Annotated in this window: 14 protein-coding genes; 10 read left to right on the top strand and 4 right to left on the bottom strand. The window is 39.9% G+C overall.

Annotated elements, in window-relative coordinates:
• Positions 1-38 precede the first annotated feature (38 nt).
• From minC to A7P55_RS22025, 3 genes are all read right to left on the bottom strand, one after another.
• A complete protein-coding gene (gene minC / locus A7P55_RS22035) occupies positions 39-758 on the bottom strand; it encodes a septum site-determining protein MinC (protein WP_016164492.1) in 720 nt (239 codons plus the stop codon).
• Between the two features lie 117 nt (positions 759-875).
• Positions 876-1,934 (bottom strand): preprotein translocase subunit SecA, encoded by a 1,059-nt coding sequence (locus A7P55_RS22030; protein ID WP_171553820.1) that lies wholly within the window; start codon positions 1,932-1,934, stop codon positions 876-878.
• A gap of 27 nt (positions 1,935-1,961) precedes the next feature.
• On the bottom strand, positions 1,962-2,876 hold the full coding sequence (locus A7P55_RS22025; protein ID WP_171553819.1) for an acyltransferase: 915 nt from the start codon (positions 2,874-2,876) through the stop codon (positions 1,962-1,964).
• A 388-nt stretch (positions 2,877-3,264) separates the two neighbouring features.
• Here A7P55_RS22025 and A7P55_RS22020 point away from each other — a divergent pair, with 388 nt between their 5' ends.
• The 10 genes from A7P55_RS22020 to A7P55_RS21975 all read left to right on the top strand — a co-directional run bounded on the left by A7P55_RS22020 (position 3,265) and on the right by A7P55_RS21975 (position 14,009).
• Positions 3,265-3,918 carry an OmpA family protein gene (locus tag A7P55_RS22020; protein WP_004805169.1) on the top strand — a complete coding sequence of 218 codons (654 nt, stop codon included), beginning with the start codon at positions 3,265-3,267 and terminating at the stop codon, positions 3,916-3,918.
• Between the two features lie 197 nt (positions 3,919-4,115).
• The gene (locus A7P55_RS22015; protein ID WP_005210963.1) at positions 4,116-6,155 is read left to right on the top strand and encodes a UvrD-helicase domain-containing protein; all 2,040 of its coding nucleotides are present in this window, start codon (positions 4,116-4,118) and stop codon (positions 6,153-6,155) included.
• A gap of 23 nt (positions 6,156-6,178) precedes the next feature.
• On the top strand, positions 6,179-6,631 hold the full coding sequence (gene dut / locus A7P55_RS22010; protein WP_005205429.1) for a dUTP diphosphatase: 453 nt from the start codon (positions 6,179-6,181) through the stop codon (positions 6,629-6,631).
• A gap of 195 nt (positions 6,632-6,826) precedes the next feature.
• Entirely contained in the window at positions 6,827-8,248 is a 1,422-nt protein-coding gene (locus A7P55_RS22005) for a phosphomannomutase/phosphoglucomutase (RefSeq protein WP_171553818.1), read from the top strand.
• A gap of 12 nt (positions 8,249-8,260) precedes the next feature.
• Positions 8,261-9,160 carry an acetylglutamate kinase gene (gene argB, locus A7P55_RS22000; RefSeq protein ID WP_004655163.1) on the top strand — a complete coding sequence of 300 codons (900 nt, stop codon included), beginning with the start codon at positions 8,261-8,263 and terminating at the stop codon, positions 9,158-9,160.
• Between the two features lie 127 nt (positions 9,161-9,287).
• On the top strand, positions 9,288-10,064 hold the full coding sequence (locus A7P55_RS21995; RefSeq protein ID WP_171553817.1) for a GNAT family N-acetyltransferase: 777 nt from the start codon (positions 9,288-9,290) through the stop codon (positions 10,062-10,064).
• Positions 10,065-10,428: 364 nt separating this feature from the next.
• Positions 10,429-11,277, top strand: a complete 849-nt coding sequence (locus A7P55_RS21990; RefSeq protein ID WP_171553816.1) for a class II glutamine amidotransferase — start codon at positions 10,429-10,431, stop codon at positions 11,275-11,277.
• A 635-nt stretch (positions 11,278-11,912) separates the two neighbouring features.
• The gene (locus A7P55_RS21985; RefSeq protein WP_004655155.1) at positions 11,913-12,368 is read left to right on the top strand and encodes a bacteriohemerythrin; all 456 of its coding nucleotides are present in this window, start codon (positions 11,913-11,915) and stop codon (positions 12,366-12,368) included.
• Between the two features lie 244 nt (positions 12,369-12,612).
• Positions 12,613-13,695: a hypothetical protein gene (locus A7P55_RS21980; protein WP_171553815.1), complete on the top strand. Its 1,083-nt coding sequence runs from the start codon at positions 12,613-12,615 to the stop codon at positions 13,693-13,695.
• Positions 13,695-14,009, top strand: coding sequence for an RnfH family protein (locus tag A7P55_RS21975; RefSeq protein ID WP_171553814.1), 315 nt, complete (start codon positions 13,695-13,697; stop codon positions 14,007-14,009). The genes A7P55_RS21980 and A7P55_RS21975 overlap by 1 nt, the downstream gene beginning before the upstream one ends.
• A 62-nt stretch (positions 14,010-14,071) precedes the next feature.
• On the opposite strand, the gene bamE is transcribed toward A7P55_RS21975, so the two are convergent.
• Positions 14,072-14,470: an outer membrane protein assembly factor BamE gene (gene bamE / locus A7P55_RS21970; RefSeq protein ID WP_004805189.1), complete on the bottom strand. Its 399-nt coding sequence runs from the start codon at positions 14,468-14,470 to the stop codon at positions 14,072-14,074.
• Positions 14,471-14,562 lie beyond the last annotated feature (92 nt).

Below are 14,562 nucleotides of genomic sequence, written 5' to 3'. Positions count from 1 at the left end.
AGGGCTTATTTGGTGCTTTTAAAACTCAATTCAATAAATTAAAACTGCAAGGCTTCAAATTCAAGTTCTTGCTTGTTATTTAAATAAATATGTACAGGCTTTTTGATCATATCTTTGGGAATATCATCTGCTACACAATAAGTCCCTGCAATAGAGATTAATTCTGCTTCGAGCGAATGGCAGAAAATACGTGCCGCAGTTTGCCCACCTGCGCCTGCAATGACTCTACCACGAGCATTGCCATAAATGTGAATATTTCCAGATGCAATCACTTCTGATCCACTATTCATACCCGCATTTAAGATAATATCGCCCTGATCTTGTACCAAACATTGGCCTGTACGCAAAATCTCATCATGATAAGAGGTGATATACGCATTCGATGTATTTTTTTGTGGTGTTTGTATTGCAGCATTATCCACTGTTTTTGCAGGGGCATGATCAACCACCTGTTCTTTGGATGCCTTGATGCGCTGTAATGGCTGGTCGGCAGGGAGAACAGGAAATTGAATCGCACGAGCTTCGTCACCCAAAATGCCATCAATGACGGCCATCGGCTGTAACCCTAAATCAATTAAAAGCTGAATTAAAGCAATCAGCTCTTGTTCAACGGTACTATCAATAATGACGAGTGTTCCGATATAAGAACCTTCATTCAGTGTATCGCTAAGTTGCTGTCGGATTGCATTATGGTCATTTGTGTCGAAAGTCAGTCGACTAAAATTCACCATTCTGCCCGTAATCCGTATATCAGCCATAATTTATCCTTCAGGGCTTTTTAAGCGCTCTATTGTGTTGAAGCGTGTTGTAAATAAAAGCAAATGCTAGAACAAATTACACGAATTCTCTAGCTTGATTGGTAATTTTTCTTGTAATCATTCTGCTTTTTTATCCAATTGATCAGATTCCTGCAAAGTTTGCTGCCATTGTTTGACTTTCACCTGTTTTCGAATCGCTTCGAGGCTTTCAAATACAACAGATTCGACTAATTCCTCCAAGTAGTGATTGTCAATATTCAGCTCACTGACTTGTTGTGCGATGTATTGGTAATTTTCATTTGGTTTTTGTGGTGAACCAGACGTAAATGGCTCAATTAAACCTGCACTGATATTTTCCCCTAATCGTTGTCCAATACTTTGTATTTGTTGTTCGATACGGCCGCCCACAATCGGGATTAGACGCAATAACTGCGTCAGTTCAGGGGTATCTTCAATGGCTTGATTGACAATAACACCTACTTTTTGAGTGATCACGGGTTGTTGTTGTTGTAAGGCGGTGGCCAAGGACTCTTGTAACATTGAGGTCAATGTTACGGTAAAGAGTTGGCGATGATGATCAACCAGATCATGAATAATTTTTTTATGACTGGAGCTGGTTTGCAATTCGTGTCGAATCCCGTCAATCACCGTAATGACGACGCGATCAGACAGCTCTTCCATCACCACGCGATAATAGAATAGAGCTTTGATACGAATGCCATCTGGCACAACCTTATAACCAAGTTCATGGAGTCGGTAGGCGATAATTCCCGCACGAAATAGCCGTAGAAAACGTAAATGCGGAATAATGGCTAAGATTTCATACCAGTGAATAAAGGGGAAAAACCACCAACGGGCATGATGTTTTTGTGCAATTGAGATGATCCAGCGCACAACCAGTTCAACAATCAAAAAGATAATGAACCATGCTTCAGTGGTAATCACCCAAGGGTGTAAATGGGTGCGATAAAAATCCAGCACACTGGAGAGATGGATAAAATTAAAAAACCATGCCCCGATATTACTCATCAGGAAAAAGTTCATGCCTAGACAGAACAAGTTAAAAACAATAATAAACACCATGAAAATGTCATAGACGAGGAACAGTTTGAAAAACACACTGTTCGGATTGACATAGTTATATTTAGAGTTTTGTCCTGAGTCCTGCTGGGTCATGTCTTTACTCAATTCCTGATGAGAATATTAATTATATTTTGCTTTCATTTGTGAAATCAGCTGGTCTTTTTCAGTCCAGATTTGATCAACCCATTTTTGGAAACGTTCACGATAGACAGGGTCATCCTCATAATTACCGCCGAGTACCCAGTCTGGAATTTCTATTTTACGCAAATCGACAGCGATACGTGACACATCTCCCAACCAGAATTCGCCATAACCGGGTGCACCATCAGGATACACAATAGTCATATCGACTAATGCATCAATTTGATCACCCAGAATACTGAGCGCTAAGGCCAAACCACCCGCTTTAGGTTTGAGGAGGTTTTGAAAAGGGGATTGCTGTGCAGCATGTTTTTCAGCAGTAAAGCGAGTACCTTCTAAATAATTTAATAAGGTAAAAGGTTGGCTCAGCAACTGTTCACAAGCTTTACGCGCTTCAAGCATATCTCGTGATTTTAGCTCTGGATTTTTAGCAATCTGCTCTTTACTATGCCGCTTCATCATTGGGAAACCCAATATTTTGAAAGCTTGTCCCACAAAAGGAATAAAAATAAGTTCCCACTTGGTAAAGAAGCGAGTAAGTGGCATACGGGTTAAACCGAAATACTGATTCACAGTGGTATCGACCCAACTTTGATGATTACACATCATCAAGTATCGTCCCTGCAAATTCAGATCAAGTTGTTCATCAATACTGATGTCCCATTGTAAATTTGGCAGAACATTGTCAATTAACCAGTTATTTACCCCTAACCAACTGTTGGTAATTTGAATATTTGTTTCATCTACTTTTGCAGATTGTTTAAATAATTTGGTGAGGCCTAAAGCAAGTACTGGTGGTCCATGAAAGAAGGTACTGCCTGTAATCACAGAACTAACGGTTAATCCTTTACTGACTTTTTGCAATAGGGATGCTTTTTTATTAGCGGTAGCCATAAATCGAACCTTGAGTGCATATGTTTGAAAAAGAGATGTTCCAACTATAAACAACAGATGTTGAAATACAACTGTATATTTTAAGTTATTGACATTTTTTATATATTCAAATGCGTAGATCGGTTTTATTGGTAAAAGGTCGAGATGATCTTGTCAAGTTTGCTCATAAATTGCATGCTTTTATTTTGTGATGAATTCCTCATTCCTGATTTGTTGTGCGATGGATATAACAATGGAGAAATTGTGTTGCTTGAATCAAGTAAAATGCATCAAAATATTACAAAACTACAAATAAAGTGTTTATTATTAACAAAAAATCAATGGTCTAGCACCATTTTCTCATTCATCATTTGTCCAGACAACAAAATACATAGACAGGAGCAACGCAATGCGTGCATTAGTAATTTCAACACTCGTAGGGGCTGGCTTGGTACTTTCTGGTTGCCAAACGACTGGTAATAACATTGGTGGCGTAGAATACGATAAAGCAGCTTTAGGTGCATTAATCGGTGCCGCTGCAGGTTATGGTGTTTCTAAGGGTAACGCAAATACAAGTAAGCAAAACAACCGTGCTGCGGCAATTGGTGCAATTCTTGGTAGTGCTGGTGGTTTGTATCTCGATAATAAAGAGAAAAAATTACGTGAGCAAATGGCGGGTACTGGTGTAGAAGTAGGCCGTAACCCAGATGGTTCTGTACAATTAATCATGCCAGGTAGCATTACGTTTGATACTAACAAATCAAACATCAAACCGAATTTCTACGGTACTTTAAACAAAGTAGCGCAGACTTTAGGTGAAGATAACAAGAGTGCAATCCTTGTAACGGGTTATACAGATAACACAGGTAATGACTCAATCAACATCCCATTATCTCAAGCACGTGCTCAATCAGTGAAGAACTATTTAGCAGGTCAAGGCATTTCTGGTAGCCGTATCGATGCACAAGGTTTAGGTTCAGCTAACCCGATTGCTTCAAACGCGACTGCTGCTGGTAAAGAGCAAAACCGCCGTGTAGAAATCAGCATTTATGCTAAACAGTAATTTTTACTGATTTCAAAAAAGCCACCTTCGGGTGGTTTTTTTATGGCCTTGAGATTAAGACGACAAACTATGGCGTGCTATTTGTGTAAGGCATCATAATTTATACATATCCCTAGATTTACTATTGGGATTCTAAATCAGAGATGTCTATAATTGTGCTCGAAAAATCAGGCTCGGAAACGAGAGAGGTATAACCAATGTCATCTGCCAGTCAACTTAATGACAAGCAACTTGAGGCCATGAAATATGTTCAGGGGCCATTGTTGGTACTTGCAGGGGCAGGTTCAGGTAAAACCTCTGTAATTACCCGAAAAGTTGCTTTCTTAGTACAACAGTGTGGTATTCCTGCCTATCGTATTACTGCAATGACCTTTACCAATAAAGCGGCGCGTGAAATGAAAGAACGTGTCGGAAAATTGCTGTCACGTGAAGAAGCTAAAGGGCTTTCGGTCTCGACCTTCCATACTTTCGGTTTAAATTTACTGCGCCTTGAATTAAAACACTTACCGCTAAAAAATAATTTTTCGATTTTAGATGCTGATGATTGCAAACGAATCTTGATGGATTTGATGCAGCGTGACAATTTATCCGGTGCTGAGAGCAAAGAGCTGCTCGCCAAGGCGATGAAGAAAATTTCAGACTGGAAAAATGATCTGATCGTCCCTGAACAAGCACATTCAACTTGTGAAACGGTAGAAGACGTTCAGTTTGCACATCTATATCAGCTCTATGAGCGTAATTTGCGTGCCTATAATGCCGTAGACTTTGATGACTTGATCGTGATGCCAACACGTTTGCTTCAGGAAAATGCCGAAGTGCGTGACAAATGGCAGAACCGTGTTCGTTATTTATTGGTGGATGAATATCAAGATACCAACACTGCGCAATATACCCTTGTTAAGCTTTTAGTTGGAGTGATGGGGCAATTTACCGCTGTAGGTGACGATGACCAATCCATTTACGCTTGGCGTGGTGCAAAGCCTGAAAATATGGCGTTGTTAAAAGATGATTTCCATAATCTTAAAGTGATTAAGCTGGAGCAGAACTATCGTTCAACCAGTCGTATCCTAAAAGCGGCCAATGCCGTGATTGAAAATAATCCGCATATTTTTGATAAAAAATTGTGGAGTGACAAAGGTCACGGCGAAACCATTCGTGTCATCACTTGTTTAAATGATGACGATGAAGCAGAGCGTGTAGTTAAAGATTTGATTACACATAAACTGATGAATGGTAAAAACTGGAAAGATTATGCAGTGCTGTATCGCGGTAACTTTCAAGCTCGTGTGATTGAAACTCAACTGCGTCAGATGCAAATTCCGTATAAGTTGTCAGGCGGGCAGTCTTTCTTCGCGCGTGCCGAAATTAAGGATGTGATGAGCTATTTACGCTTAATCATTAACCCAGAAGATGACAGCGCCTTTTTGCGTATTATCAATACGCCAAAACGTGCCATTGGTCCAGTGACGCTAGAGAAACTTGGTTTATTTGCTCAAGAAAATACCTTGTCTTTACTAACGGCATCTTCAGACCAACGTTTAAGCATGGTATTACCGAAAAAAGCTGCGACTCAATTACATGAGTTTGCTGATTTTATCGCGACATTTACACGAGAGCTCTTAGATGATGATGCACCAATGCCGAAAGTGCGTCAGATGATCAATGAAGCAGGTTATATCGATTATATACGTGAGCAGGCTGCGACCCCTGCACAAGAGAAGACCAAACTCGACAGTATTGAAAGCTTGTATAGCAGTATTCAAAATCTATTGAATCGTACTGATGATGTGGATGAGAAAAATATTGAAAGCGTGATTCGTAAACTGGTGTTGTTGGATATGCTCGAACAGCAACAGGAAGAAGAAGATACCGATAAAGTGAATTTATTAACTTTGCATGCGGCAAAAGGTTTGGAGTTCCCTTATGTGTATATGATTGGCTTGGAAGAAGAGCTATTACCACATAAAAACTCGATTGCATCGGAAACGGTCGAAGAGGAACGCCGTTTGATGTATGTAGGTATTACTCGTGCCCGTCAAGGTCTAACACTGACCCTTGCTGAGCAGCGTAAGAATGGTGGACAAATGCGTCAAATGACGCCAAGTCGTTTCTTGGACGAGATGCCACAAGATGATTTGGAATGGCATGGCCGTAAAAAGAAACTGGCGCCCAATGTTGATCCAAAAGAACAAGCTCAGCAGTACCTTGCCAACTTAAAAGCATTGTTAAAACGTTAAGAAATTGTAAGTAGGAAATTTTAATGAAAGTTCAAGTTAAAGTATTAGATGCCCGTTTAGGTCAAGAGTGGGCTTTGCCTTCTTATGCAACGACTGGTTCAGCAGGTTTAGATTTACGCGCATGTTTAGATGAAGCGATTGAGATTGCTGCGGGTGAGACGGTTTTAGTGAAAACAGGTTTGGCGATTTATATCGAAGATCCAAACTTTGCAGGTTTAATTCTACCGCGTTCAGGTTTAGGCCATAAACATGGTATTGTGTTAGGTAACTTGGTAGGTTTGATTGATTCTGATTACCAAGGTGAGCTCATGGTATCGGTTTGGAATCGCGGGCAAAACAGCTTCCGTTTAGAACCAGGTGAGCGTTTAGCACAATATGTATTGGTTCCAGTGGTACAAGCAGAGTTCGAACAAGTGAGTGAATTCGTTGCGACTGAGCGTGGCGCAGGTGGTTTTGGTCATACTGGAAAACAATAAGATTTTTCACTAGTTATCACTTTAAATGCAATGTTTTGCTGAAAAACGTTGCATTTTTCATATTGATTGTTGCCTTGATATATATTACAAAGCAGCTGACTAATTATTTTAATTTTTCTGAATAAGGGTTAATTAATTTCTTAATAGTTTCTGCTTTTTTTATGGATCAAATGATTATAAAAATAGGGGCTTACAGTGAATATACAACATACATTTCCGCTGAATATTTTCCGTGCTTATGATATTCGCGGAAAGCTAAGCAATTTAACGCCAAATATTATTAGCCTAATTGCTTATGCTTTGGCTTCGCAATATAAAAATGCTGAACAAACACACGTGGTGATTGGTTATGATGCACGTTTAACCAGTCCAACTTATGCCAACATCATCCAAAATATATTCGAAAAACAAGGTTTACAAGTTACTAATATTGGTTGTTGTTCATCACCGATGATGTATTACATTGCCCGTGATTTTGGTGGTAATGGGATTATGGTGACTGCAAGTCATAATCCGAAATCGGATAATGGCATTAAATGGATTTTAAAAGGTGAACCACCAACACCAGAAACCATTCAACAGGTGGGGCAGTATGCACAGACTTCTTTGAGCAATATTGAGGATTTCTTGCATTCAGAAAATACGGCACACCAAATTGTTGCTCAGTATTGTTTGCAGTATCAGCATTCATTGATTAGTGACATACAGTTAACATACCCATTAAAAATCGTTCTAGATGGATTACATGGTTCTGCAGGGCGCTGTGCCAAACTGGTTTTAGAAAAGCTAGGCTGCGATGTCATTGCTTTACGCTGTGAAGCCAATGGACATTTTCCTGATCATGCGCCAGACCCATCTCATGCTGAACATTTAAAGCAATTACAAGCCGCTATTGTTGCCGAGAAAGCCGATCTCGGTATTGCGTTGGATGGTGATGGGGATCGTGTCGTTTTACTCGACGAGAATGCACATATCATTAGTCCTGATCGCTTATTGTCCTTATTTGCGCAGATCTGCTTAAAGCAGCATCCACATAAAGAAATCGTCTTTGATGTGAAGTGCTCACGTATGGTGGCGGATACCGTACAGGGGCTGGAAGGTCAAGCCAAAATGATTCGTACGGGCAGTAGCTTTTTACGCGCTTATTTATCGCAATCAAAAGGCACGGCTGTTTTTGGGGGTGAATATGCAGGTCACTATGTCTTTAATGATGGACGTGGTTTTGGCTATGACGATGGTTTATACGCAGCTTTGCGTGTGATGGAATATTTAACCCAATCAAAAGCAACAACCCTGTCTGAGTTATTGGCAGCTTACCCAGAACGTTATTGCACAGAAGACACCTATATCAGTACTCATGATGCCAATCCTCAGCAAGTTTTAAATGATATTGAAATTTTAAGTCATCGTTTAGGCGCCCGTTTAAGTAAAATTGATGGTGTAAGACTTGATTTTGACGATGGATTTGGCATTATTCGAGCATCAAATACTGGCGAATATTTTACCGTCCGTTTTGATGCTGATAATCAGAACCGATTAATTGAAATTCGTCAAAAGTTTGTTTCTATGTTGCAAGACCAATATCCAAAGATTGCACAAGAACTCGCACAGGCCTAAAAGGAGAGACGCATGCCACATGAGCATATCGGCATTGATAAAGCAAAAATTTTGATCGAAGCTTTGCCGTATATCCAACGTTTTGCAGGAAAAACGCTGGTTGTAAAATATGGTGGTAATGCGATGACTGATCCTGAATTGGAAAGTTCATTTGCCCGTGACATCGTGTTGTTAAAAACGGTTGGTCTGAATCCAATCGTTGTGCATGGTGGTGGTCCACAAGTGGATTCATTGCTAAAACGCTTAGGACAAGAATCTGACCGTATTGATGGGATGCGCGTGACTGATCAAGCCACCATGGAGGTGGTTGAGATGGTGTTGGGCGGTAGCGTCAATAAATCGATCGTGAATCTGATCAATAAGCATGGTGGCCGCGCCATTGGTTTAACCGGTAAAGATGGCAATTTACTGCGTGCACGTAAATTATTGATGGAAAAGCAGGAAGCTGACGGCTCTATTTCACAAATTGATTTGGGCATGGTCGGTGAAGTGACTGGCGTAAAAACTGATGTACTGGAAATGTTTACCCAAAGTGATTTCATTCCAGTAATTGCACCATTAGGTGTAGATGAAGAAGGCAATACCTATAATATCAATGCGGATCTTGTGGCCGGTAAAGTTGCAGAAGCCTTAGGCGCAGAGAAGTTGATTCTGCTCACCAATATCACAGGGGTGTTGGATGAAAATAAAAACTTATTAACAGGCCTAAGCACACAAGAGGTTGATCGTTTGATCGAAACGGGTGTGATTTACGGTGGCATGATTCCGAAGGTCGGTTGTGCATTAGATGCTGTTAAAGGCGGTGTTGTGAGTGCACATATTGTTGATGGTCGCGTACCGCATGCAAGTTTATTAGAGATCTTCACCGATCATGGTGTTGGTACATTGATTACCAACCGCGCCAAACATTAATTCACCCTATTGATTTAAAAAGAGACCTCAAGTAGGTCTCTTTTTTTGTCATGACCTGTTCATGTTTTAGTCATCGCAATGTCATTTAAGCAATTTAAGGTAGGTCTAGTCATAAGGAGCTTTCATTATGCTAGAAAAATTAAATCAATATCGCCAGACATTGACTTTACCCTTACGCCACAAGCCAGCTCAAAATCAATTCCGTTTTGAATGGGTGGATAATTTAAAAGAATTACAAGAAGTACAACGCTTTAGAGCAACGCAATTTAGCCATCAATTTGGTATGCATTTTGAAGATGGTTTAGATCAAGATCTCTATGATTTTGGCTGTGAGCATGCAGTGTTACGTGAAAAATGGACAGGTGAAATTGTCGCTTATACCCGTCTTAAATTATTCCAAGGATATGAAATCGGGCAGAGTTACAGTGCTCAAGAGTTTGAAATTGTCCCGCATTTATCTCATTTACCCAGTGTCTTAGAAATCGGACGTACTTGTGTACACCCTAAATTTCGCTCTGGTAAAGCACTCTCAATGCTATGGTTGAACTTGACCCCTAAAGTACTGTGGTCAATGCGTGCTAAGTACTTAATGGGCTGTGTCAGTATCCATTTGGATGATAACTTGGCACGTGCCTATTATACGCATCGTCAGATCCAACAGTTGGGCGATCATCAAACCATAGATATCCGCTCAAAACGTAGCTTTGAACCAGAACGTCCGGACTATAGTTTCCCGCAAGATGAACGCATGCCAAAACTGTTTCAGACCTATCTTGGAATGCAATCGAAACTATCAAAACAAGCATTTTATGATGAAGATTTTAAATGCTTGGATTATTTCGTTTTCCTTGAAGTGAATAAGATTGCGACCTCTTTTGTGATGAACAAAATGGTGCAGCGGTAGTAAGGTTTTGTTGATACTACAACCATGCATTACGTTATCGGCTAAAACAACATAATCAATGCATGAAATACCTACTATGATGGCTCTTATCAAGTTTCATACTGACTGTTTAGGGTTGTTTTAGTCATAACCCTATGGGACAGGGAAATTTTTTGCCGCTACGTCGTTATGTCTTGTTCATTTAGAGTCACTAAATTTTACAAGCCCTGCCTCGTATCAGCTAAAAATATCCTCTGTCGCAAGCATCTGTGTAATATCAACAGAACCTCTTATCATTCTTAATCTAATAGTGAGCACATATTGAGATTTACAAGCCATCTCTCCCTCATGCACAATAGGCATAGATGTTTGATAGTTTAAAGATATGTGCCAGCTATTAGGAATGAATTGCGCCACCCCGACAGATATTACTTTTTCTTTTCGTGGGTTTTCACAACGCGCAGGGGTGACCTCTGATCATTGTGATGGTTTTGGGATCGCTTTTTTTGAAGATAAAGCTTGCCGCTTATTTGTTGATAATCAATCTGCGGTCGAATCTCCTATTGCTGACCTGATTCGTAATTATCCAATCAAGTCTCGCAACGTCATTGCACATATTCGTAAAGCCACGCAAGGTAAAATCAACCTCGAAAATTCACATCCTTTTTTACGTGAGTTATGGGGAAGACATTGGATTTTTGCGCATAATGGTGATTTACATGATTTCAAACCTGAGTTAAGTGGCCGTTTCGAGCCGGTAGGTAATACCGATAGTGAACTTGCATTTTGTTATTTACTGGATCAATTTGTTGAAGCCTTTGGCTACACCGAACCCAGCTTAGAAGAAATCTTTGCACTGTTACAGCAGATTGCTCCGCAGATTGCAGAGCATGGTACATTTAATTTCTGTTTATCAAATGGCAAGGCGTTATTTAGTTATGCCACAACCAAACTGCATTGGTTAGTCCGCGAATATCCATTTCAACCTGCCCATTTAATTGATCTTGATGTGGAAGTCGATTTTAGTCAGGTCACCACGCCAGAAGATCGCGTTGCAGTGATCACGACAGAGCCGTTAACACATAATGAAGCATGGACAGCCTATCAAGCAGGGGAAATGATTTTATTTCAGCATGGTAAACCGATTCTGCATGCCTTAACACGGGTTGAGCGTTTAATCCGCGAGGCAGAAAATCCAGCCTTAAAACGCGTGACCAAAGCAGACCAGTATTGAAGTCGTTCAATCGATAAAAATGAACTTATCGCTCAGCTCATTGCTTTAGATTTATAGTATGTGGAACCGCACATCATATCCGTGATACAGCTGATATTGATCTTGTCGTAAGCCCAGATTTGTTTTGTCATTTACAAGCGACTTGGAACCAGAAAATTTGCCCAAATGGGAAAATTGGACTTTATTAGGGCTGTTTTGAAGCTTATTTAGATGTGAACTGTGGTGACAGACAGGAAAGTTTTCAAACCCTATTGGCAAGTTCTGAGCTGATTGCCGGAATAGATTTTATGCATTTATCTACACTCGCTGAATTTAAACGAAATTATGGGCGGAATAAGGATTTATCCGATTTAAATTTAATAGCAGCATTTCAAAACAATAAATAAGACTATTTTGCTTGGGTTTTTTAATTTTAAAGTTATTTTTTATAAAAATTAGATAGATATTTTTTCTTGTTGGTTAAAAAATACTTGAGTGTTTTGATCGGTTTAAATATTTAAATAAATATAAAACAAGGGTTTAATTTGTTTTCTTTATCAATAGTTAAAATCTGACAAAAACGCTGTGTTTTTATTTAATTGCTTTGCCGATATTATATCCTTATTCAATAAATCAAATATGGTTTGGGGTTCGATATGGGTATGAAATGGTCTGTCGAATATAATACAGGAATCGAGGTGATCGATGATCAGCATCGTCGTATTCTAGATTATATTAATGAAATTGATGAATTAAATGAGGGTGATGATCGGGCAAAATTAAAAGGTATTTTGGATAATATCATTGATTATACCCAGTCTCATTTTACCTTCGAAGAAAGCCTACAAGAAGAGGCAAACTATAAATATCGTGTACCACATAAGCGTGTACATGACTTATTTATCAAAAAGATAGAGACTTATCGTCAACGTTTTGAGTTGGGGCAAGAAATTGATAGTGAACTGCATGAAGCGCTATCAAAATGGTTGATCAACCATATCCGTCATGATGATGCAGATTATGTCGGTGCTGTAAAAGAAAATATGATCGGAATCATTAAAGAAAATGAAAAGAAAAAAGGGAAAAACTGGTTTTCTCGATTCTTCTCATAATAATAAGACAATAATAAAAGACCCCTTATGATAAAAAATAATAAGGTGTGGTATGAGTGAACATAAGGGGTCTACTTAATAATATAATAATTCGTGCGCAGCAAATCATCGTAAGGTGATTTGCTTCTTTCTTTCGAGATCTTTTGTTTTGATTTTCAGGCGTGAGGAAGGCAAAATAGATTGAATATTTCATTGCAAGCTCCATAAAGTGCAATGAGTTCAAAGATTTTTCAAGGAATGCATTATGCAGGACACAACTCTGTCACGCTGGTTTGCGCCAGTGATGGCGTTTTGCCTATCTTTTGTCATGATTACCACATTGGCACCTACTGTTGGAATCCAGATCGATCGTCAATTCGATTTCTGGCTACTGTGGTTAGGCACCATGATTTTATTGGCATTACCCATCGGTTATCTTGAAATTGCTTTAGCAAAGCGTTCGCAGACTACAGCATTACAAGCACTTTCAAGCTTAACACGTGATGCAGATGCTTCACCGAGATGGCGTATTGTAGGCTGGTTGGCTGTTATATTCGTTCCATTCTTTGCAGGTAGTGTATTGACTGCTGCAACACATGTCGTGAGCCAACAGCTAACGCTTGCTGTATCAGGTCAGATTCTTTTTGCAGCCCTTGCCATTGTTGCACTTGGATTATCTTTTATCCCTCGCCAATTTTTAATTGCTTTGACAACGATTGGTGTGATTGCCGCATTTATTCTTGCCAATGTAATGGGAACACATCTAACGGCTTGGCATTGGACAGGAATCGAGTTTAAAGAGTGGGGCAATGCAACAGTTCTTGCTTTGGTTGCAAGTGGTTTAGGGCTGGGCTTGTACTGGCAAAGTAGTTTAGTCGCAGTGAAAAAACAGGAAGCCGCAACAACTACAGCCTTGCCAATTTGGCTGGCGCAATTACTTGCTGTGATTGCCTTTGGCTTCTTCTCTGTGCAAGCACAGTTACCTGCATTGGCATGGGTGTTTGCTGCCATCATGTCAGCAGCACTCTTAATTCAATTTGCAAAAGAACAGTTAGCACAGCGTCAGCTTGCGATCATGATTCAATGGGCGATTTTGCTTGCAGCTATTGCTGTTTGGGCTGTACCGCAAGTGGAACAAATCTTTAATAGCCTGCTCATGCTTTGGGGATTATTGATTTGCCTGATTTACGCTGTATTTGCTGGCTGGATTATGAAGATTAGTCATCTGCGTAAAGCAATGGGCTTTAGCAATGAGTTGTTTTATAACATTTGGCGTATTGCCATCCGTATCGTGCTACCACTTTCAATTGTCGTGGCAATCATTGCTGTGATTGGACAAGTACTGTAATGGAGCAGGCTAAACAAGTATGGGTCGCTTTTTCAAGTCCTGAACAGCAATTCCATATTGCTGTCAGCTTTAGTGAGGGAATGACGGCCCAACAGGCAATTGATGCCAGTGGCTTAACAGCACAGGCGATACTACCAGAAGTTTTACAGTTGGGTGTATTTGGTAGCAGAATTGACGCGGATACAGTCCTGCAAGCAGGTGACCGTGTTGAAATCTATCGGGCACTTACCATTAATCCGAATGATATTCGGCGTAAGCGGGCAGCAAAGAACCCAGTTGGGCGATTTATCAAAGGTAATCGCTTTAAGGCATAAAGTTGATAAGTAAAACCCCTCATGATTGACTCGATGAGGGGTTTCTTTTTACTGGAAAGCCGTTATAGTGGTGGCGCAGTCAAAATAGCTTCTTTTGATGCCGGTAAACCAGGTTGTGATTCTGGAATCGTATCTAAACCTTCTAAACGTTCTACGTTACCATTCGCATCAAAATAAACTTTTAAATGTTGACCGTGTGCCGCAGGTATTTTTGCTTTTTTCGCATAAGTGCCTGGGATATAGTTGTAGATGTAGTCCCAACGTTGTGGGTTCAGTGGATCTGTCACTGTTGGACTACCAAGCAAGAAACGGACTTGCTGAAAGCTCATACCCACTTGTACTTGAGAAGCTTGTGCTTTGGTTAATGGTGTTCCTTGTGGAATATCAACTTTATAAACACCAAAGACTGAACAACCGCTAAGTACTGTAGTGACGAACAACGCCAGCATGATTTTTTGCATTTTGCTACACTATCCTGATAAATGATGATGCATTTGAGTCAAGGATAGATCATACTGCATCTAAACTCTATTGCCTATTCCAACTTAAGATT

Source organism: Acinetobacter sp. Ac_5812, from assembly GCF_013072695.1.
Classification (GTDB): domain Bacteria; phylum Pseudomonadota; class Gammaproteobacteria; order Pseudomonadales; family Moraxellaceae; genus Acinetobacter.
This window is presented reverse-complemented; position numbering and strand designations above follow the sequence as displayed.

Bases quoted from the DNA above. Each gene is read 5' to 3' on its own strand.
- minC (WP_016164492.1), bottom strand. From the start codon at position 758: ATGGCTGATATACGGATTACGGGCAGAATGGTGAATTTTAGTCGACTG.
- A7P55_RS22030 (WP_171553820.1), bottom strand. From the start codon at position 1,934: ATGACCCAGCAGGACTCAGGACAAAACTCTAAATATAACTATGTCAAT.
- A7P55_RS22025 (WP_171553819.1), bottom strand. From the start codon at position 2,876: ATGGCTACCGCTAATAAAAAAGCATCCCTATTGCAAAAAGTCAGTAAA.
- A7P55_RS22020 (WP_004805169.1), top strand. From the start codon at position 3,265: ATGCGTGCATTAGTAATTTCAACACTCGTAGGGGCTGGCTTGGTACTT.
- A7P55_RS22015 (WP_005210963.1), top strand. From the start codon at position 4,116: ATGTCATCTGCCAGTCAACTTAATGACAAGCAACTTGAGGCCATGAAA.
- dut (WP_005205429.1), top strand. From the start codon at position 6,179: ATGAAAGTTCAAGTTAAAGTATTAGATGCCCGTTTAGGTCAAGAGTGG.
- argB (WP_004655163.1), top strand. From the start codon at position 8,261: ATGCCACATGAGCATATCGGCATTGATAAAGCAAAAATTTTGATCGAA.
- A7P55_RS21995 (WP_171553817.1), top strand. From the start codon at position 9,288: ATGCTAGAAAAATTAAATCAATATCGCCAGACATTGACTTTACCCTTA.
- A7P55_RS21990 (WP_171553816.1), top strand. From the start codon at position 10,429: ATGTGCCAGCTATTAGGAATGAATTGCGCCACCCCGACAGATATTACT.
- A7P55_RS21985 (WP_004655155.1), top strand. From the start codon at position 11,913: ATGGGTATGAAATGGTCTGTCGAATATAATACAGGAATCGAGGTGATC.
- A7P55_RS21980 (WP_171553815.1), top strand. From the start codon at position 12,613: ATGCAGGACACAACTCTGTCACGCTGGTTTGCGCCAGTGATGGCGTTT.
- A7P55_RS21975 (WP_171553814.1), top strand. From the start codon at position 13,695: ATGGAGCAGGCTAAACAAGTATGGGTCGCTTTTTCAAGTCCTGAACAG.
- bamE (WP_004805189.1), bottom strand. From the start codon at position 14,470: ATGCAAAAAATCATGCTGGCGTTGTTCGTCACTACAGTACTTAGCGGT.